The sequence below is a fragment of the Ruegeria sp. F5 genome (assembly GCF_056533845.1).
In genome coordinates this window covers 1-19,397 of record NZ_JBQFOU010000031.1, presented here as the reverse complement: position 1 = coordinate 19,397, position 19,397 = coordinate 1, and the positions used below count along the sequence as shown (strand labels likewise).

The following is a 19,397-nucleotide window of genomic DNA, read 5'->3' as shown; positions in this document are numbered from 1 at the left end:
CTTACTTAGCTGCTACGCCACGCGCAGCCAATTCTTCTTTGTCGGCTGCAATGATCGCGGCTTTGGCGTCCTCATAGGCATGGTGTTCAGCGTAATCGAGGCCCTGAAGTTCGACTTCTTCCGGAATTCGAAGAACACCTGCGGCCGACTGGATTTTCGCAAGAATCCAACCAGGCAAGAAGCCAAGAACAAAGAACATGATGACCGCGCCGGTGATCTGGCCGACCGGGTTGATCGTTGCATAGCCTTCATATGGCGAAGAAGGTACGCCCCACAGGACAAAGCCAGAAATCACCAGGCCAACGAATCCTGCATAACCATGCACAGCAACGGCACCAACGGCATCATCCAGCTTGAACCGACGCTCGACCCAATAGTGCAGCTTGTACACGATCACGACACCGATCGCGGCGATGATCATTGCCTGCACCGGGTGATAAAGATCGTTACCCGCAGATGCAGTGATAATACCTGCCAGTCCGCCCGAGAACGTCCAAAACGCGTCACCTTTGGAAACAACATACGCTGCCATCAACCCGCCAGACAGAGACATCAGGAAGTTGAAGGTAATCGCGGACAGCGTGGTCGGAGCCAGATAGATATTGGTCGCAGTCCACGTGACGCCCGTAATCTGACCGTCAATTGCTTCCGGAGATATCGCGGGAACATTGCATGCGGCATAGAAGCCCCAGAAACCCGTGTAGATCAGGAATATCCCGATTGTCAGTAGCCAAGGGTTATGTGGCGGAATATCCCGCGGGGTTCCGTCTTTGGCAAACTTGCCTAGGCGGGGACCCAGAACCATGATCACCCCAAGTGCGTAACCGCCTGCGATTGCGTGAATAACCCCGGATGCGTAAGCATCGTGGTACCCAAGAACGCGCACCATCCAACCGCCGTAGTGCCAACCCCACGCGGCGTCGATGATCCACCAGACTGAACCAATCATCACGGCATGGACCCACAAGGCCGAAGATCTAATCCGCTCGATCACAGAGCCAGATACAATCGAGGCTGCCGTCCACGAGAACAGCAGGAACGCCGCCCAGAAGACGCCGGTGATTCTGTCGCCCAGATTGGTCGCCATGGTGTCGGCCCATGGCAGATTTGCAGCGCCCGCTTCAGTATCTAAACCGCCCCAGAACGGAAAGTTCGGAAAGGCCCAGTAAATCCACCAGCCGAAGAAGAAGAACGTGACCGTCACCAGCGGGATGATCATGATGTTTTTCATCAATGTGTGCATATGGTTACGGGCACGGCTGGCACCGACCTCGTACATGCAAAAGCCCACATGGATGAGGAACATGAATACGACCGTTACCCAGTAATAGAACTCGGTAAAGACCGTCGTGAGTGCATTTAGATTACCATCCACTTCGTAGTCTCCCTGTTGTTGCAGCAGGAGGTCTTTCTGTGAGAAATTTCCTGCCGGGAATAATTGTGCACTCAGGGGACAATTTCATTCACGACCTGTCAATAGATATGTGGGGCAAACCTCTTTAAGACCAGTAATTCGCGCAGGTTTTTTGATGCCAGCCAAGTGGCTATAGCGTTGATAAATAAGCACTTATGTAACTCTCGCGCACCCTACCCAGGGTGCGAAAATTGCAGGCTAATATTCCCAACAGGAAAAAAATCTGCACAGAGGTGTTGATTTTCGATCCGACTTCGGCCTCAATATGGTCAACAAAAAGCAATCAACGGGAGAGCTGAACAATGGCCATTCTTTGGAGGACGTCCGCCCTTGCGCAGCGCCATGCCGAGATCGGCGGCGAGTTGGAAGACTGGAACGGTATGGGAACCGCGTGGTTCTATGACCACAGCCCGGAACGCGCAAAAGCAGATTACGAGGCGATCCGCACCAAGGCAGGGCTGATGGATGTGTCAGGTCTGAAGAAGGTTCATGTGGTCGGCGAAGATGCGGCTTATGTCATTGACCGTGTCACTACGCGGAATGTGGAAAAAATCATGCCGGGCCGGTCGACTTATGCGTCGATCCTGAATTCCGAAGGTAAGTTTGTCGACGATTGCATCATCTACCGCCTGTCGGTGAACACCTGGCTTGTCGTGCACGGCACCGGGACAGGGATGGAACAGCTGACATCGGTGGCCGCTGGTAAGAATTGTTCGGTCATTTTTGACGATGATATGCACGACATGTCGCTGCAGGGTCCGGTAGCGGTGGATTTCTTGGCCAAACACGTTCCGGGGATCCGGGAACTGGCCTATTTTGGCATCATGCAGACCAAACTCTATGGCTGCCCGGTGATGATTTCGCGGACCGGTTATACCGGCGAGCGCGGGTATGAGATTTTCTGCCAGGCCAAGCACGCTGTGCATCTGTGGGACAACATCCTTGCCGAAGGCAAGGACATGGGCATTGTTCCGGTCCAGTTCTCGACGCTCGATTTGCTGCGCACCGAAAGCTACCTGCTGTTTTATCCTGGGGACAACTCGGAAACCTATCCATTCGACGACCAAACCTGCGGCGATACTTTGTGGGAGCTGGGTCTGGAATTCACAGTTTCACCGGGCAAGACCGGATTTATCGGCGCCGAGAACCACTACGCCTCGCAAGGCAAAGAACGGTTCAAGATCTATGGTGTCAAACTGGACGGCACCACACCGGCGGAAGAGGGTGCTGACCTGCTGCAGAACGGCGAAAAGGTCGGTGTTGTCACCTTCGGCATGTATTCCGAAATCAATGGGCACAATGTAGGTATCGCGCGGATGCCGGTTGCCTGCGCGTCACCCGGCACCCAGCTGACGGTCCGCAACGGCGATGGGACAGAAATAGCGGCGACTGCGGAAGAGATGCCGTTCTACGATCAGGACAAATCGATCAGAACCGCAAAAGGCTGAGTTTCAGGGGGCGCAACGGACACACCGTGGCGCCCTTTTCCTGTTTGAGGGCACAATGTCAAAGTTCGAATTTCCCAAGTCAATCGCAAGCCGCCCGGTCTGGGGAACGCTAGAGGTTCGCCCGGGCGAACATCACCTCATGATCGCCGAGGCCGAAGGGGCCGAAGCCATCCTTGACATAGCGACACCCGATCTGACGGCTAAAACCCATTTGATCTTTATCCCAAAAGGCACGGATTTCTCGGAAAAGCTGCAGGCGCTGAACCCTGCGCAATTCTACGAAGGTCCGTCTTATTCAGCCGCGCTGCACCGTATTCGCCGCGTGTTAGAGGACGCGCATATGGGATTGCAGGTCTATCTAACCGGCACCGAGGGCATGATGGGGCAGGCCATGAACGAGGTGATGGCCGTCGGTCTTCCGCATACTGCGATTCAGACCGAACACCGCGGCTCGGTCGCGCGCCGGATGCAATGCGTGCATTGCAAAGGCGTCACCGAAGATGTCGAGGTCGATCCGTTTATCTGCGCGCACTGTGGGCTAAATCTGTTTGTACGCGACCACTATTCCCGCCGTCTTGCCGCTTATCAGGGTGTCCGCGTTGATGCCGAGGACCATGGTAATGTGCCTGAGCCGAAGGGGATTTACGAATGAGTGGTGCCGAGAAAATTCAGGTCAAAGTGACCGAAATCACCCCGTTAAACGAATTGGTGACGCGATTCCGGTTCGAACGCGTTGATGGTGGTCAGTTGCCGACCTTTTCGGGCGGAGCGCATACTGTTGTCGAAATGCAGGACGGTGGTATCACGCGGCTTAACCCGTATTCCCTGATGTCCGACCCGTTTGATCAGTCGTCTTATACCGTCTCGGTCCGGCGCGACGATCAGGGCAGGGGTGGCTCGTTGTTCATGCACCGCCAGGTCAAACTGGGCGATGAAATGACCATTAGCTATCCGGTCAACCTGTTCTCGCTTGATCTGCGGGCTCGCAAGCACCTGTTTCTGGCCGGTGGCATCGGTATCACCCCGTTTCTGGCGCAGATCAAACAGCTAGAACTTCTGCACGGTCATTGGGAACTGCATTATGCGTGCCGTAACAATGCGTTGGCATCTTATGCCGATCAACTGACAGACAGGCATCCAAACGAAACACATCTGTACTATGACGACCAAAATCAACAGATCGATCTGAAAAACCTGCTGAGCGGGCAACCTTTGGGCACGCATGTCTATGTCTGCGGCCCCAAAGGCATGATCGATTGGGTGCGCGGCACTGCTGCTGCCGAAGGCTGGCCCGAGGATTGCGTGCATTACGAAGAGTTTCTGGCACCGCAGCCCGGCAAACCGTTCGAAGTGCGCTTGGCAACATCGGACAAGGTCATTCATGTGGGTGAGAACGAAAGCCTGCTGGAAGCCATCGAACGCGAAGGCGTGGATGCGCCGTATCTGTGCCGTGGCGGGGCCTGTGGTCAATGCGAAACCGTTGTGCTGGATCACGACGGAAACTTTGTTCATCGCGATCACTGGCTGACGGACGAAGAAAAGGCAGCAGGCAAGAAAATCATGCCTTGCGTATCGCGTTTCGAGGGCCAGTCCCTCGTGCTGGACCGCTGAGAGGAGGCCCAACATGACCATTCAATTCAACGACGAGTCCTTCCGCGACGACTATACGTTCCACAACTCGGAATGGGCGATCAAACGCTTTCCTTTCCCGTTTCACGAAGACAGCTATATGTATTCGGTCAACATGGAGCAGCACAGGGGCGGACCCGAGGGCTCGGTCTATGAAATGCGGTTCGATGTAGACGAACACTATGTCTCGGAAATGAAAGACCGGGCCATCGTTCTGGATCAAGACCCTCTGCGTTGTCAGTCACTGCCGCATATGACCTTGGCGGGTTGGGACCTGCTGGAACTGATCATGGTCAGCAAGTCGGAAGACTACCCTGACCTGTTCGAGCTGCACCGCAACGGCAATCAGTGGCGCTGGATTAACAAGCCGCTAGGCATTGATCACAGTTTTACCTTCATGGACGAAACCACCCTGCCATACGGTCCGATGGAATACATCACGCGACAGGCACAGGGCGATTTCGCTGTGCTGGATCAGCGGGATGAGATGTTGTGGATGGATGCCGGGATGGTAACGACCCAGGCAGACTGGAGCCTGGATTTCGACATCGGCATGAACTTTTTCGAATGGCATGCGCCAGTTCCGAAAGCCCATGAGATGGGAATTTTCAAGCGCGCGCTGAAATTCCTGCTGAACATTCAGCAAGGGGCACCGGCGCGTCGTCTGAACTGGACGATGACAGTGAATCCTTTGCTGGATACCAGCCCGGAGAACTATCACAAATGGGGTATTCAGAAGACTACGTTGACGCCTGAGAACATCGCTCACAAGCAGCATCTTCGGGTTGAGCTACAGACCTTCTTCCGGTTGCCACGGTCCAACGCGCTGGTATTTCCGATTCGCTGTTATCTGTGCAGTTTTCAGGATCTGATGACGGTACCGAAATGGGGTCGCCGCTTGCATCGTGTCATCCGCGATCTTCCGGTTGAGTTGGCCACCTACAAAGGGTTTATCGACAACCGTCCAATGATGCTGGACTACCTCAGCCAGTTTGACGACGGTCTTCCAACCTCACCGGGTGTGTGGCCGGATCTGGAAACGGAACCGCCTTTGTCAAAGTAAACGGGTATCGCGGCGGTCATGACTGGTCCGGACAAGACAATTTGGCAGGTACTCGGCAACGACTCTGCCGTGTATGACGTATTAGCCTTACTGCGTTCTTCGTTCCGATACATGGATGGCCGGATCGACCCACCGTCCTCCGTCCATCGGCTGACTGTTGAAGGTATGCAGGCACATTGTCATGCCGGGGGTGAAATTTGGGTTATTGGCCGTCCGCTTATTGGCTGCATGTTCCTAATGCCAAAGTCTGGCAGGCTGTATATGGGAAAACTGGCGGTGTACGAGCGGATGCGCGGGCAGGGCCTGTGTTCGGCGATGGTCGACCATGCCGCGCGTCGGGCCGCGGCCCTTGAATTGCCCGAGCTTGAGTTGGAAACCCGTATCGAACTCACCGAGAATCATCGCGTGTTTTCACGCCTTGGTTTCACGATCGTGAGTACGGGAACGCACGAAGGTTACGATAAACCCACCGATTTCCTGATGCGCAAGCCGGTCAATTTGTCTGCGGATAGCTAATCACAGAAATGTATCTTGCCGGCAGGCTGACCAGTTTCTCTGGTCCATGCGGGGCATCCGCGTCAAAAAACAGGGTGTCGCCGGGTTTCAATGGATAGTTCTTTTCTCCGTGGCGATAATCGACTTCTCCCTCCAACATGTAGATTGTTTCAATCCCACCGTGCTGGAACGTCGGAAAGACATCGGATTCTGCGGTGAGCGTGATCAAATACGGCTCGACAATCACGCCTGACCCGTTGGCGCCAATATGACCCAACAGATTGTATTGATGATTGGCGCGGGTTCCTTCGCGCTCAAGCTCTACACCCTCGCCTGCTTTTGTGTGAACGGCTTCCCGGCGTTCCTCGAACTGGCGGAAGAAGCTGGTCAGAGGAACCGAAAGTGCGTCGGCGAGTAATTGCAGCGTCGTCAGAGAGGGCGACGTGTTGCCGTTTTCGATCTTCGACAACATGCCGATTGACAATCCTGTCAGTTGGGCCATTTCAGCGACGGTGATGTTTTGCTGTTTACGAAAGGCTCGGACCTCGCGGCCAATCGCTACTTCGAGCACCTTTTCACGTTCACTCGTTCGAACGGAATGCGGATCCTGAGTCAGATTTCCCACCATTTCTGTGTCGCGTTTTTTCAATGTTTCGCCTTCAATGCCTTGCTACACTTGTCCGAACCAACGGCGCAAGCAGCTGCGCCGTTTCAGCCAATCCAATTCGGGCTATCATAGCACCTATTTTTCCTGATAGTAAAATAATCATGCTGGTAGAAAAATGTAACGAGATTGGATTCTTGTTGTTCGACGGATTTCCGATGGCCTGCTTGACTTCGGTCATTGAACCTTTGAGAGCGGCAAATGAAATAGCGGGACAAGAGGCATTTTGCTGGTCATTGGTGACGGAAGACGGGGGCAAAGTCAGATCTAGCGCCAATGTCCGGTTCGAGGCTGAGCGCGACCTGTCCGACTGCCAGTCGATTGATATTCTGTTCCTGCTCAGCAGCCCGACTTCAAAGTTTCAGAATCCGACCCAGGGTGATGGAGCATTACGCATGCTGGCGCGCCACGGAACAATTCTGGGCGGGATCAGCGCAGGCGTGTTTCCGTTGGTCCGCTCAGGCGTCATGAATGGTCATCCGGTGTCGGTTCACTGGTGTTACGAGGCGGCCTTTGAGGCCGAGTTTCCGAACATGGACGCCCGGCGCGAGGTTATTGTAACGGACAACTCTCGCTACACCGCAGCGGGGGCTGCGGCCGCGTTCGATCTGGCGCTGCACCTGATCGAGGATCGTCTGGGTGGTGATGTCGCGCATGAGGTGGCCTGCTGGTTTCAGCACCCGCTGATGCGAGGTGAAGGTGTACGCCAACAGGTTCCAGATACCAGCAGGCCCGACACGGGTGAAAAGCTGCCGCCGCTTGTGTCAAAATGCGTTGAGCTATACGCCAGCCGAATTGGCGATCCGTTGTCGATTGCCGAACTGTCACAGCAGGCCGGTGTCACGCCGCGCCAAATTGAGCGCGCCTTCAAACAGGCGACCGGTCAAAGCCCCAGCCACTATTTCCGCGCCATGCGCATGAAGGCGGCACGACAGATGGTGGTCTATACTAAAGACCCCATTGCCGACATCGCAGCCGCCATCGGCTTTAGCTCGGTCACACCATTAGTGACACATTACCGATCCGCCTTCGGGCTAAGCCCCAGCGAAGACCGCCGCCGCATTAACCGCTTCCGAGTCGAAGACAACGCACCGCTGCCTTCAAGCTGAGCGAGACGCTCAAAGAGCGGATTTCATCGCCGCCACAATGGCATGATGCAAAGACCCGGCCGAAGAACGAGGACCATACAGGCTAAACGATGCAGTGGACCTGAACAATACATAGCACCCGAGATGATGGATCGAAGTGCGGGCCGTCTCGCCCGCTCCCATTTTTCGGCAATCCAGATTGCATAGCAGCTCCAGAACCACAAGAACGTCTGCACCTTCCAGATCGAACCGAGTCCAGGCATCGGTCTGTTCTGAAACGGACGCAGTGTCGCCGACACGGTCTTTCGTTAGATGCGCCAGTTCTTCATGAGTATCGAACGGGGCCTCGACCATCCACTGATCCGGTCCGGTCCAGAAGGCCGTGATCACGTCGCCCGCGACTTGCCCCACATCGGGGGCCGATGCGCCGATCAGCTTGGCCAGCGCCGTCCGGGCCGCGTCTTCGCGACCGGCACGCGCCGCGACCGAGGCCAGCGCAATGGCGGGCACCTCGGTACAGGTGACGCTTGCGACCGTGTCAACACGAGGGTCAGATCCGCCCAGGGCGGTTATTGCAACAAGATCATGCACGAAGCCGTTCTCCCTCGGGGTCGACAAAATGGGCCGAGACGATCTCGACCTCGACAGTCAGATCGGTCAAAGGCGACACAAGGCGCATCTTTTCGCCTTGGCGCTCATCGCCGTTCTTCAAAAAGCCCAGACCGATGTGACGATCCAGCGAAGGCGAGAACGCGGCCGAAGTGACATAGCCCTGATCATGTGCCGCATCGACCGGGCCGGATGCATCCATCAGATGCGCGCCGGCGGTGATCTTGTCTGCGGCACTTACGGGTTTGACGCCAACCATTTTCAACGCGTCAGCCTCATTCAACCCCTCGCGCTCGGACAGGGTTGAACCGATACTGTCCTTCTTCTTTGACACCATCCGGCCCATACCAAGGTTCAGCGCCGTGGAGGTGCCGTTCAGCTCATTGCCGGCGGCGTGCCCTTTTTCGATCCGCATGACGCTCAAAGCTTCGGTGCCATAGGGCACAACATCGAACTCTGCGCCCTCGGCCATAAGACGCCGCATCAACGCATCGCCATAGCGTGAGGGAACCGCGATTTCGAACGCCAGCTCGCCCGAGAAGGATATCCGGAACAGCCGCGCCCGTAGTCCGCCGCACACGGTGATGTTCCCGCAGGCCATGAACGGAAACCCTTCGTTCGAGATGTCGAATGCCGGGTCAACGATCTTTTGCAGCAGCTTGCGTGAGTTGGGACCAGCGACAGCATATTGCGCCCAGGCTTCGGTGGTCGAGATCAGTTGAACGTCCATGTCCGGGAACAGGCATTGCCGGACAAACTCCATACGCTGATAGACCTTGACCGCATTGGCTGTTGTTGTGGTGACCACGAAGTGATCCTCGGCCAGACGCGCGGCGGTGCCGTCATCCATCGCGATGCCGTCTTCGCGCAGCATCAGGCCATAGCGGGTTTTGCCCACAGCCAGCTTGGCGAAACCATTGCAGTAGATCCGGTTCAGGAACTCCGCCGCATCTGTGCCCTGCACGTCGATTTTGCCCAGCGTTGTGCAATCGCAGACGCCCACCGAGGCGCGAGTCTGGCGCACCTCACGGTCAACGGAGTCGCGCCAATGCGTCTCGCCGGGCAGGGGGAACCACTGCGCACGCAGCCAGTTGCCGACCTCGACAAACACCGCGCCGCGTTCCTTGGCCCAGTAATGCGAAGGCGTCAGGCGGGTCGGGTGGAATTCGGGCCCTTTCATCCGCCCGGCAAAGGTGCCGATGGGCACGGGGCTATAGGGCGGGCGGAAGATCGTCGTTCCGGTCTCGGGAATGGATTTCCCCGCCAGTTCCGCCATGATCGCCAGACCGCCCATGTTCGAGGTCTTGCCCTGATCGGTCGCCATGCCCAGCGTCGTGTACCGTTTCAGATGCTCGACCGAGCGGAACCCTTCCTGATGGCTGAGCTTCACATCCTTGACCGTCACGTCGTTCTGCTGATCCAGCCAAGCGCGGGCGCAGCCCTGAACATACCAGAAGGGCGTTTGCGAGATGGGAGCATCCTCGGCCTTGGGCAGATCGGGCAGCGCGCCAAGGTCCAACGCCTCGGCCGCCGCCTGGGCACCAGTGTGCAACGCGCCCTGCGTTGACATCGTTCCGTTGGCCGCCCCGGCGACTGTCAGGCCGGGCGGCAGGTCAGCGCCCGGGACAAAGGCCGCCAGATCCTCATTCCACGACGGACGCCCGCGCTGATGGCAGGTCAGATGCACGTTTGGGTTCCAGCCACCGGACACGCCAAGCGCGCCACAGTCCAACGTGCGCTTAGACCCATCGGCCAGTTTGACCTCGACAAAGCTGAGTCCCAGACGTCCCCTGGTATCGACGACTTGCGCGCCCGCAAGCACTTCGTATTCGTAGCTGATCGGCGCATCCGGTCGAACATCCACCACGGCCGCGATCTTGACGCCCTTGGCATGCAAATCGGCGGCGGTGCGATGGCCGTCGTCATTGTTGGTGAAAATCGCCACGCGCTGCGCCGCTGTCGCCGCGAACCGGTTGGCATAAGTGCGCATCGCGCTGGCCAGCATGACACCGGGGCGGTCGTTGTTCTCAAATGCGATGGGTCGTTCGGTCGCGCCCGCGCACAGTAGGGCGCGTTTGGAATAGATACGCCACAGGATTTGCCGGGGCTTGCCAGAAGGCAAAGTGGCAATGTGGTCACCGGTACGTTCAACCGCGCCATAGATGCCGTGATCAAAAGCCCCGATGACAGTTGTACGGGGCATCAGGCGAACGTTCGGCATTGCAGAAAGTTCAGACACTGTCTGTGTCACCCATTCGTCAGCCGGGTTGTCGTTCAGCGCAAATGTCTCGCTGTTCAGCCGCCCGCCAAGCGCGAAATCCTCATCAGCAAGGATGACGTCCGACCCGGCCCGACCAGCGGTCAGCGCCGCCGCCAAGCCAGACGGACCCGCGCCAATGATCAACAGGTCACAATGCCGGAAGCCCTTGTCGTACTCGTCCGGGTCCTCTTGCATCGAAAGCGAGCCCAGACCGGCGGCGCGGCGGATCATAGGTTCATAGAGTTTTTCCCAGAACGACGCCGGCCACATGAAGGTCTTGTAGTAAAACCCGGCCGACAGGAAATTCGAGAACCTGTCATTGATCGCCAGCGCGTCGAACTTCAGGCTGGGCCAACGGTTTTGCGATCGAGCTTCAAGCCCGTCGAACATCTCGACCGTTGTGGCGCGGGTGTTGGGCTCCTGCCGATTTCCCGAGCGTAGTTCGACGATGGCATTGGGTTCCTCGGACCCGGCGGTCAGCACGCCGCGCGGGCGGTGGTATTTGAACGACCGCCCCATCAGGCGCAGGCCATTGGCCAGCAGGGCCGAGGCCAGTGTATCGCCCGGATGTGCCGTGTAGCTGCGGTTGTCGAACTTGAAACTCAGGGATTTGGTGCGGTCGATTTGACCGCCGCTCAGTCTGTTGTCTTGCGTCATTTTGAACGCCCCTGTGCCCGGGCCACGTCACGGGCCAGTTCCACGTCTGTAATCTCATGCGTCACGGTGTTGCGCGTCACGACCAGCCAAGACCGGTCTCCGCCTTCGTGAAACCACAACTCACGATGAAGCCCTGCGGGATTGTCGCGCAGATAGGCGTAGTCATAAAACGCCTCGGCCGCATCTTCGGCCTGCCAGTCGGGGCGCGCGATCAGGGATGCGTCGCCCAGATAGACGAATTCCGAGCTGTCGCGCGGGCCCAGCAAGGGGTGGTGGATGATCATGGTGCTGTTCCCCTCAGTGCAGGTTGGGCTGGTTGCCCATGCCCTTTTCGTCAATCATATGCCCGGTGCGGAACCGGTCGAAGCGATAGGCGGTTGCGGTCGGGTGCGGCTCGTCCCTGGCCAGCAGATGTGCAAAGCAATGGCCCGAGGCCGGGGTCGCCTTGAACCCGCCGTAACACCAGCCGCCATTGAAATAGAGCCCCTCGATGCCGGTCCGGTCGATGATGGGCGAGCCGTCCATGGACATGTCCATGATCCCGCCCCACATCCGCAGCAGGCGCGCGCGACCGATCATCGGCATCAGCGCCATGCCGCCCTCGCAGACATCCTCGACCACGGGCAGATTGCCGCGCTGCGCGTAGGAGTTATATCCGTCCAGATCGCCGCCAAAGACCAGACCGCCCTTGTCGGATTGGCTGACATAGAAATGCCCGGCGCCAAAGGTGATGACGCCCGGCAGAACCGGCTTCAGCCCTTCTGAAACAAAGGCCTGCAGCACATGGCTTTCGATGGGCAGGCGCATACCGGCCATCCCCATCAGCCGCCCCGAATTGCCGGCAACGGCACAGCCAACCTTGCCCGCGCCGATGAACCCTTTGGACGTTTCGACACCCAGGCATTTGCCGCCTTCGATGCGAAAGCCCGTAACCTCGCAATTCTGGATGATATCGACGCCAAAACCATCCGCCGACCGCGCATAGCCCCAGGCCACTGCGTCGTGGCGCACGGTGCCGCCGCGCCGTTGCGCCAACCCGCCTTTGATCGGAAAGCGCGCGTCGTCAAAATTCAGGAACGGATATTCCCTGCGCACCTGCTCGGCATCCAGCAGCTCGGCATCCGCACCGTTCAGGATCATGGCGTTGCCGCGCCGGATAAAGGCGTCGCGCTGCGCGTCCGAGTGGATCAGGTTGATGATCCCGCGCTGGCTGACCATCGCGTTGTAGTTAACGTCCTGTTCCAGACCCTCCCACAGTTTCAGCGAGAACTCATAGAACGGCTCATTCCCGTCCAGCAGATAGTTCGAGCGGATGATGGTCGTGTTGCGCCCGACATTGCCGCCGCCGATCCAGCCCTTTTCGATCACCGCGACCTTTTGGTGCCCATAGATCTTGGCAAGATAATGCGCCGACGCCAAACCATGACCTCCGCCGCCTATGATCACTATGTCATAGTGCGGTTTGGGTTCAGGGTCGCGCCAAGCGGGCTTCCAACCTTTGTGGCCGGTAAGCGCCTCTTTGATGACTTTGAAGCCAGAATATCGCATGGATCGGACCTTTTTCGTCAGATTCCACGCAGATCATCTGAATTGATACTCTCAAATCCGACATCGATTGCTTTGAATCAGACCTGAAGGCCGGCGAATTCACAACGCCTTACGTGTCAGTACCAAGCAGCAAGACCTGGATATCCGCAACATTGGTCCCGGTCGCGCCGGTTATCAGAAGGTCACCTGACAACGTCAGCGCCTTGTGACTGTCGTTGTTTGCCAAAAGGGCGGCAGGGTCATGCCCCGAAGCGCGGATTCGGCCGAACGTCCCAGCATCCACAATCGCACCAGCCGCCGGGGTGGGGCCATCGCGCCCATCCGTGCCGCCGCTGAGAAATACCCAGTTGCCGGGTATCGATCGTCCCTCCGCCAGTTGGGCGACCCGCAATGCCAATTCCTGATTGCGCCCACCGCGCCCGGTGCCTTGTAAGCGTACAGTAGTCTCACCACCAAACAGCAGAGCGATTGGACGCTCAGCAGTGGCAGACGGGATTGCTTGCAAAATCTGTTCCGCGGCATCTGACACGTCACCGATCAACGCGTCAGACGCAATTTCGGTGCGATAGGTCTGCGATGCACACGCATGTGCCGCTTCAAGGCTGATCATGTTCGATCCGATCAGATGATTGGTTGCTTCAGGCGCTATGGCCTGTTCATGAGTGTTTTGTTCCAGATGGGCGCGGGCAGATTTTGGCAACCGATGCCAGATACCGGCCTCGGTGCAGGTTCTGCGGGCGTCGGCGCGGCTTCCGATTGGAAGGGCGGTCGGTCCGCTGGCTACGGCACGCAGATCATCTCCGATCACATCCGACAGGATATAGGCCGTGACCGGGGCAGGTGAGCCGTGTCGCAAGAACCCACCGCCCTTAACTCGGCTCAGGTGCTGACGCACAAGGTTCATTCGCACGATGTCGAGCCCGGAAGACAGTAGAACCTCGTTGACCGTGATTTTGTCTGACAGGGTCAACCCCTTGACAGGCGCGGGAACCAAGGCCGATCCCCCGCCCGAGATCAGCGCTATAATCTGATCTTCCTCACGTGCTGCTTTGAGCAGTGCGATGATCTGTCTCCCGGCCTTCAGGCCGCGTTCGTCCGGGATGGGGTGCGCGCAGGTCAACACGGTCGCTCCGTCCACATCGGTCTGGTTTTCAGCATGTGTAACGGCCAGGGCGATGTGGTCGCCCTGAACATGTTGCAATGCCTCTGCCATCATGGCAGGCGCAGCTTTTCCAACAGCGATAAGGATACAGCGCCCGCCCTGTTTTGGTGCGGGAAATGGTGCCCTCCGCAATCGTCTGCGCAGCGAGACCGCCGGATCTGCGGCGGTGACCGCCGCAGCGAAGATGGCTGCGGCGCTATCCCACAGATTTATTGAGGATTGCCCAGTCATAGTGCGCTCATGCGGCAGCGATCTGACCCGCCTTTTCAACCAATACTTCAGCTTGACGGATTGAGGCATAGTCAATCAGGCGACCATCCAAAGACACGGCGCCTTTGCCGGACGCTTCGGCCTCGGCCATTGCCACAAGAATGCGCTGCGCTTTGTCAACCTCGGCGTCCGACGGCGACATGACCTCGTTCGCCAAGGCAATCTGGCTGGGGTGAATGGCCCATTTGCCTTCGCAGCCCAGAACTGCGGCGCGTTTGGCTGCGGCGCGATACCCGTCGGGGTCCTGAAAATCGCCGAACGGGCCGTCAATCGGGCGCAGCCCATTGGCGCGGGCGGCAACCACCATGCGGGCCAGCGCATAGTGCCACATATCACCCCAATGGGTCAGGCGCCCGCCGTCCGCGTCCGCGTCGGTCAGAACCGAATAGTCCGGGTTCACGCCGCCGATAATGGTTGTGCGGGCACGGGTCGAAGCGGCATAGTCCGCAACACCGAAATGTAGGCTTTCGTTGCGCTTCGACGCCCCGGCGATTTCGGTGACATTCTGCATCCCAAGCGCGGTTTCGATGATGTGTTCGAACCCGATCCGCTTTTTGTACCCTTTGGCATCTTCGATCTGCGTCACCATCATGTCGACGGCATAGACATCTGCGGCGGTACCAACCTTGGGGATCATGATCAGGTCCAGCCGTTCGCCCGCCTGTTCGACCACATCGACCACATCGCGGTACATGTAATGCGTATCCAGCCCGTTGATGCGCACCGACATGGTCTTGTTGCCCCAGTCGATGTCGTTCAACGCCTGGATGATGTTCTTGCGGGCCTGCTCTTTCTCGTCCGGTGCGACGGCATCTTCCAGATCAAGGAAGATCACGTCCACGTCGGACTGCGCGGCCTTTTCGAACATCCCCGGCTGGCTGCCGGGAACGGCCAGCTCGCTGCGGTTCAGGCGGGCCGGGGCCTGGTCAATGGAATGAAAACTCATGGGTTTGGGTCCTTCGTCCTAAAGGTTCGGATAGATCGGGAAACGTGCGCAGAGGTCTGCGACCTCGGCCTTGACCTTGGCCTCGACGGCGCTGTTGCCGTCTTCGCCATTGGCGGCCAGACCGTCGACCACCTCGATGATCCAGTCGGCGATCTGGCGGAATTCAACCTCGCCGAAACCGCGGGTGGTGCCGGCGGGGCTACCCAGACGGATGCCGCTGGTGATTGTGGGTTTTTCCGGGTCAAACGGCACGCCGTTCTTGTTGCAGGTGATATGCGCGCGGCCCAGGGCCTTTTCGGTGGCGTTGCCCTTGACGCCTTTGGGGCGCAGATCGACCAGCACCACATGGGTGTCGGTGCCGTGGGTCACCGTGTCCAGACCACCCTTGATCAACTGATCCGACAGCGCCTGCGCGTTGGTCACGACCTGTTGGATGTAGCTTTTGAATGCGGGTTGTAGCGCCTCGCCAAAGGCCACCGCCTTGGCGGCGATCACATGCATCAGCGGGCCGCCCTGAATGCCTGGGAAAATCGCCGAATTCACTTTCTTAGCGATATCTTCATCATTGGTCAGGATCATACCCCCACGCGGGCCGCGCAGGGTCTTGTGGGTCGTGGTCGTGGCCACGTGGGCATGCGGGAAGGGGCTGGGGTGTTCGCCCGCCGCCACCAGACCGGCGAAATGTGCCATGTCCACGTGCAGGTAGGCGCCGACCATATCGGCGATCTGGCGCATGCGGGCAAAGTCGATCACGCGCGGGATGGCCGAGCCACCGGCGATGATCAGCTTGGGCTGGTGTTCCTTTGCCAGCGCCTCGACCTGATCATAGTCCAGCAGGTTGTCCTGTTTGCGCACGCCATAATGGATCGCGTTGAACCATTTGCCCGACTGGTTCGGGCGGGCACCGTGGGTCAGGTGTCCACCGGCGTCCAGGCTCATGCCCAGAATGGTGTCGCCGGGTTTGATCAGCGCCTGGAACACCCCCTGGTTGGCCTGAGAACCCGAGTTCGGCTGCACGTTGACAAAGCCGCAGTCAAACAGCTGCTTGGCCCGGTCGATGGCGAGGTTTTCGGCGATATCGACATACTGGCAACCGCCATAGTAGCGCCGTCCGGGATAGCCCTCGGCGTATTTGTTGGTCATCACCGAGCCCTGCGCCTGCATCACGGCGGCAGAGACGATGTTTTCCGAAGCAATCAGCTCGATCTCATCCCGCTGCCGGCCCAGCTCGGATGTGATCGAACCGAAAAGCTCGGGGTCGCGGTCCGACAGGGATTGGGTGAAAAAACCTTGGGTGCGTTGCGGGGCGTTCACGTTGAAACCTCCTGTAAAGGGTTAGCCGGTCCAGCCAAGGCCAGCTGAAATAGCGTTCATGGATTGCAGCAAAGGCACAGGAACCGATCCTGCCTGCGGCTCGCTTCGGGCTTGTCGCAGCAGTTCGACTTGCAGCGCGTGAATGCGGGCCAGTTCGGCCCGTTTACGATCAAACCGCTCGCACAGACGAGGAAAACGGCGACCGATGGTCTGACCGCCGGTCAGAAACTGCACTGCGCTGCAGGCACTGTCGTATTCCGTTTTGATAGCCTGCAAGATGCGTTGGCGGGTCTCCGTATCGGGGACCAATTCGCTGTATCGTGCGGCGATATCCATATCCGCCTGATAGAGCGATTTCTCCATCTCATCGACGGCGAGGCGGAACAGGCGAGAATCATTGAACATGTCCTGCAAGACTTCATCACCGCGCGCGCCACGGAATTTACGAAAGCTGGTCATGGCGGCGCCGAACCCGTACCAACCGGTGATCAGGTGACGGTTCTGCGACCACGCAAAAACCCATGGAATAGCGCGCAGGTCATCCAGACTGGCCGCGCCGAACCGGCGGGTCGGGCGGGACCCGATTTTCAGACGGGCAAGCTCTTCGACCGGGCTGGCTTGCTGGAAATAATCCAGAAAGCCCGGCAACTGCAGAAGCGATACATAGGCCGTCTGCGACAGTTCCGATAGGGCATCCAGCGCGTCGTCGAACTCGGGACGGCAGGGGGATTCGCCGGGGTTGGCGGTATGGCGCAGTGTGCTTGAAAGCAGCAATTCCAGATGCGCCGCAGCCGTACCGCGGTTGGCATATTTGGTTGAAACAACCTCGCCCTGTTCGGTCACGCGCAACCGCCCAGAAATTGTTCCACTGGGTTGCGCAGCGATGGCGCGTCCGGTAGGTGCGCCGCCCCGGCTGACCGAGCCACCGCGACCATGAAAAAATGTGGCCTTGAAGCCTTGCGAGGCCAGAACCGACACGATTCGGCGTTGGGCTCGCTCCAGCTCCCATGTTGAGCAGAAATAGCCGCCGTCTTTGCCGCTGTCCGAATATCCCAGCATCACCTCGATCACGTTACCGTCGGTTTTGAGGCTGCGGCGGGCAAGCGGAACGCCCAGAACATCCAGCAGGATCGCCGGGGCGTTGCGCAGATCGGCAATCGTCTCAAACAGCGGAACCACCGAAATATCCAGTGTTTCGGACCCGAACCCGGCATAACGGGCCAGCAGGTAGACGCCGAGAATATCATCGGCAGAACGGGTCATGGACAGGATGAACGGGCCGATTGCCTTGGGATCTGGCCCTGATCGCACGCTGTGGACCAGCGCCAGAAGGGCGAGCAATTCCTGTGCCTGATCGCTCAGCGCGTCGCGGCTTTGATAAGGCAGGTTCTGATCCGACAATTCGGTTCGCAAACGGGCAGACCATTCGGCTGTACCATAGTCCGGAGCCTGCCCGGATTGTGACCAGATTTCGGCCAGAACATCGGTTGTGACGGTCGAATTCTGGCGGATATCCAATGTTGTGGTTCGGAACCCAAAAACCGTCGCGGCACGGCGCAGGGGACGGATATGCCGTCGCGCCAGAATATCGGCGTTGACCGCACACAATGCGTTATCAAGCGCATCAAGATCGCTCACGAATTGTGAGATGTGATCATAACCGCCATCTGTCAGCCGATGGCGAATGGCATTGAGAGCTTGCCGAAACGGCTCGTTTCGATTGCGGCCAGCATCCGGAGACCGGTCGGTTATTTCTTGTATGCGCGCCCTGTTGAGCTCGGGCAGCGGCAATATGAGTGCACTGATACTCAGCCTGCTTGCAGCCTGTTCGAGGGCCTGACGGTACAGGTCCAGTACCGTTTCACGCCCGCGTTGCAAAGCCAGCGCGGTCATCTCTGTCGTGACATTCGGATTGCCGTCCCGATCGCCGCCGATCCAGCTGTGAAAGCGGATATCGGGTTTTTCGTTCAGAGTCTGGCCCAGCACATGCAGGCAGGCCTGATCGAACCGATCCATGACCTGCGGGACGGAGTCAAAGATTGCATCCCGGAAGAATTGCAGCCCCCACTCGATCTCATCGTGCAGGCTTGGGCGTGTCAGGCGAAGTTCACCCGTCAGCCACAGAAGATCGATCTCACCTTCCAGGCCATTCAGCAATTCGGCGCGTTCGGTCGGGGTCCAGCGTTGGGTTTCAAGACCGACGAGGTTGCGGTAAATCCGACGGTGGATTTCCAGTACAGTGACCCGTTTGGCCTCGGTCGGATGCGCGGTCAGGGTGGGACCGACACACAGATCAGCGGTCAGCTTTTCCGTCTGGCGATCCGTCAGGGACAGGTCAGACAATACCTCGGCGAATCCGCCTTCGACCGCTTCGGCCCCGTTTTGGGTCTCGGTCAGGCGACGGTCCCGGACTTCTGCGTTTTCATCAATGATGCGCAACAGTTGGAACCAGATCGACAGGGCCTGCAAGTATGGCGTTGCTTCAGGTCCGGTGGGGATGAGTTGCAACGGCGTGGCCTCGGCCCAGGTCGTCACGTGGGGCGCCCGTTTCAGCAAAATGTTCCGCCACAACACTCGCAGTTCCGAGCGCAACCCTTCGGCATAATTCGAAGGTTCCGGGGTGGGCTGAATATTCCGCGCCAGTGCTTGCATCAGATCACCTGATCCCGCGGAGTGCGGCCCGCAAAAAAGTCGCTCAGGTTATCCAAAACGCGGAATCCCATGGCTTCGCGGGATTCGCGCGTGGCGCTGCCCAGATGCGGCAGCAACACCAGGTTGTCGCATTGCAGCAGGTCGGGGTTGATGCGCGGTTCGCCGTCGAACACATCCA

17 protein-coding genes and 1 pseudogene are annotated in these 19,397 nt (G+C 58.4%); 6 read left to right on the top strand and 12 right to left on the bottom strand.

Going from position 1 to position 19,397, the window contains the following annotated elements:
• Position 1 precedes the first annotated feature (1 nt).
• On the bottom strand, positions 2-1,375 hold the full coding sequence (locus ACR0K1_RS24170) for an ammonium transporter family protein (RefSeq protein ID WP_170712938.1): 1,374 nt from the start codon (positions 1,373-1,375) through the stop codon (positions 2-4).
• A 341-nt stretch (positions 1,376-1,716) separates the two neighbouring features.
• On the opposite strand from ACR0K1_RS24170, the gene ACR0K1_RS24165 reads away from it, so the two are divergent.
• The 5 genes from ACR0K1_RS24165 to ACR0K1_RS24145 are packed head-to-tail and all read left to right on the top strand — an operon-like array spanning position 1,717 to position 6,070.
• Positions 1,717-2,862 carry an aminomethyl transferase family protein gene (locus ACR0K1_RS24165; protein WP_480617398.1) on the top strand — a complete coding sequence of 382 codons (1,146 nt, stop codon included), beginning with the start codon at positions 1,717-1,719 and terminating at the stop codon, positions 2,860-2,862.
• A gap of 55 nt (positions 2,863-2,917) precedes the next feature.
• The gene (locus ACR0K1_RS24160; RefSeq protein ID WP_480852137.1) at positions 2,918-3,514 is read left to right on the top strand and encodes a dimethylamine monooxygenase subunit DmmA family protein; all 597 of its coding nucleotides are present in this window, start codon (positions 2,918-2,920) and stop codon (positions 3,512-3,514) included.
• On the top strand, positions 3,511-4,473 hold the full coding sequence (locus ACR0K1_RS24155; protein ID WP_170694312.1) for a PDR/VanB family oxidoreductase: 963 nt from the start codon (positions 3,511-3,513) through the stop codon (positions 4,471-4,473). Before ACR0K1_RS24160 ends, ACR0K1_RS24155 begins: the two co-directional genes overlap by 4 nt.
• A 13-nt stretch (positions 4,474-4,486) precedes the next feature.
• Complete coding sequence (locus ACR0K1_RS24150; protein WP_353013980.1) at positions 4,487-5,554, top strand: heme-dependent oxidative N-demethylase family protein; 1,068 nt, start codon at positions 4,487-4,489, stop codon at positions 5,552-5,554.
• An 18-nt stretch (positions 5,555-5,572) separates the two neighbouring features.
• Complete coding sequence (locus tag ACR0K1_RS24145) at positions 5,573-6,070, top strand: GNAT family N-acetyltransferase (RefSeq protein ID WP_480617396.1); 498 nt, start codon at positions 5,573-5,575, stop codon at positions 6,068-6,070.
• Here the strand turns inward: ACR0K1_RS24145 and ACR0K1_RS24140 are convergent.
• Together ACR0K1_RS24140 and ACR0K1_RS24135 are read right to left on the bottom strand one after the other, a co-directional pair.
• Positions 6,048-6,677 carry an XRE family transcriptional regulator gene (locus ACR0K1_RS24140; RefSeq protein WP_170713352.1) on the bottom strand — a complete coding sequence of 210 codons (630 nt, stop codon included), beginning with the start codon at positions 6,675-6,677 and terminating at the stop codon, positions 6,048-6,050. The genes ACR0K1_RS24145 and ACR0K1_RS24140 overlap by 23 nt on opposite strands.
• Positions 6,678-6,708: 31 nt before the next feature.
• Positions 6,709-6,894, bottom strand: coding sequence for a hypothetical protein (locus tag ACR0K1_RS24135; protein ID WP_170712893.1), 186 nt, complete (start codon positions 6,892-6,894; stop codon positions 6,709-6,711).
• 58 nt (positions 6,895-6,952) lie between these two features.
• Between ACR0K1_RS24135 and ACR0K1_RS24130 the strand changes: the two genes are divergently transcribed.
• On the top strand, positions 6,953-7,822 hold the full coding sequence (locus tag ACR0K1_RS24130; RefSeq protein WP_480617393.1) for a GlxA family transcriptional regulator: 870 nt from the start codon (positions 6,953-6,955) through the stop codon (positions 7,820-7,822).
• Positions 7,823-7,831: 9 nt separating this feature from the next.
• On the opposite strand, the gene ACR0K1_RS24125 is transcribed toward ACR0K1_RS24130, so the two are convergent.
• From ACR0K1_RS24125 to ACR0K1_RS24085, 9 genes and pseudogenes are all read right to left on the bottom strand, one after another.
• Positions 7,832-8,392, bottom strand: coding sequence for a sarcosine oxidase subunit gamma (locus tag ACR0K1_RS24125; protein WP_480852136.1), 561 nt, complete (start codon positions 8,390-8,392; stop codon positions 7,832-7,834).
• Positions 8,385-11,327: a sarcosine oxidase subunit alpha family protein gene (locus tag ACR0K1_RS24120; protein ID WP_480852135.1), complete on the bottom strand. Its 2,943-nt coding sequence runs from the start codon at positions 11,325-11,327 to the stop codon at positions 8,385-8,387. Before ACR0K1_RS24120 ends, ACR0K1_RS24125 begins: the two co-directional genes overlap by 8 nt.
• On the bottom strand, positions 11,324-11,611 hold the full coding sequence (locus ACR0K1_RS24115) for a sarcosine oxidase subunit delta (protein WP_480617390.1): 288 nt from the start codon (positions 11,609-11,611) through the stop codon (positions 11,324-11,326). The genes ACR0K1_RS24120 and ACR0K1_RS24115 overlap by 4 nt, the downstream gene beginning before the upstream one ends.
• A gap of 13 nt (positions 11,612-11,624) precedes the next feature.
• On the bottom strand, positions 11,625-12,875 hold the full coding sequence (locus ACR0K1_RS24110; RefSeq protein ID WP_480852134.1) for a sarcosine oxidase subunit beta family protein: 1,251 nt from the start codon (positions 12,873-12,875) through the stop codon (positions 11,625-11,627).
• Positions 12,876-12,984: 109 nt separating this feature from the next.
• A complete protein-coding gene (locus ACR0K1_RS24105; protein ID WP_480617386.1) occupies positions 12,985-14,268 on the bottom strand; it encodes a glycerate kinase type-2 family protein in 1,284 nt (427 codons plus the stop codon).
• A 7-nt stretch (positions 14,269-14,275) separates the two neighbouring features.
• Entirely contained in the window at positions 14,276-15,253 is a 978-nt protein-coding gene (locus tag ACR0K1_RS24100; protein WP_170694303.1) for an HpcH/HpaI aldolase/citrate lyase family protein, read from the bottom strand.
• Between the two features lie 18 nt (positions 15,254-15,271).
• Positions 15,272-16,567 (bottom strand): serine hydroxymethyltransferase, encoded by a 1,296-nt coding sequence (glyA, locus tag ACR0K1_RS24095; protein ID WP_480617385.1) that lies wholly within the window; start codon positions 16,565-16,567, stop codon positions 15,272-15,274.
• Positions 16,568-16,588: 21 nt separating this feature from the next.
• Positions 16,589-19,219, bottom strand: coding sequence for a phosphoenolpyruvate carboxylase (locus ACR0K1_RS24090; protein ID WP_480852133.1), 2,631 nt, complete (start codon positions 19,217-19,219; stop codon positions 16,589-16,591).
• Positions 19,219-19,397, bottom strand: a pseudogene (locus tag ACR0K1_RS24085) (D-glycerate dehydrogenase); the annotation flags it as partial. The pseudogene ACR0K1_RS24085 and the gene ACR0K1_RS24090, both read right to left, overlap by 1 nt.

Coding starts and splice junctions, on each gene's coding strand:
- ACR0K1_RS24165 (WP_480617398.1), top strand. CDS start 1,717: ATGGCCATTCTTTGGAGGACGTCCGCCCTTGCGCAGCGCCATGCCGAG.
- ACR0K1_RS24160 (WP_480852137.1), top strand. CDS start 2,918: ATGTCAAAGTTCGAATTTCCCAAGTCAATCGCAAGCCGCCCGGTCTGG.
- ACR0K1_RS24155 (WP_170694312.1), top strand. CDS start 3,511: ATGAGTGGTGCCGAGAAAATTCAGGTCAAAGTGACCGAAATCACCCCG.
- ACR0K1_RS24150 (WP_353013980.1), top strand. CDS start 4,487: ATGACCATTCAATTCAACGACGAGTCCTTCCGCGACGACTATACGTTC.
- ACR0K1_RS24145 (WP_480617396.1), top strand. CDS start 5,573: ATGACTGGTCCGGACAAGACAATTTGGCAGGTACTCGGCAACGACTCT.
- ACR0K1_RS24140 (WP_170713352.1), bottom strand. CDS start 6,677: ATGGTGGGAAATCTGACTCAGGATCCGCATTCCGTTCGAACGAGTGAA.
- ACR0K1_RS24135 (WP_170712893.1), bottom strand. CDS start 6,894: ATGACCGAAGTCAAGCAGGCCATCGGAAATCCGTCGAACAACAAGAAT.
- ACR0K1_RS24120 (WP_480852135.1), bottom strand. CDS start 11,327: ATGACGCAAGACAACAGACTGAGCGGCGGTCAAATCGACCGCACCAAA.
- ACR0K1_RS24115 (WP_480617390.1), bottom strand. CDS start 11,611: ATGATCATCCACCACCCCTTGCTGGGCCCGCGCGACAGCTCGGAATTC.
- ACR0K1_RS24110 (WP_480852134.1), bottom strand. CDS start 12,875: ATGCGATATTCTGGCTTCAAAGTCATCAAAGAGGCGCTTACCGGCCAC.
- ACR0K1_RS24105 (WP_480617386.1), bottom strand. CDS start 14,268: ATGACTGGGCAATCCTCAATAAATCTGTGGGATAGCGCCGCAGCCATC.
- ACR0K1_RS24100 (WP_170694303.1), bottom strand. CDS start 15,253: ATGAGTTTTCATTCCATTGACCAGGCCCCGGCCCGCCTGAACCGCAGC.
- ACR0K1_RS24090 (WP_480852133.1), bottom strand. CDS start 19,219: ATGCAAGCACTGGCGCGGAATATTCAGCCCACCCCGGAACCTTCGAAT.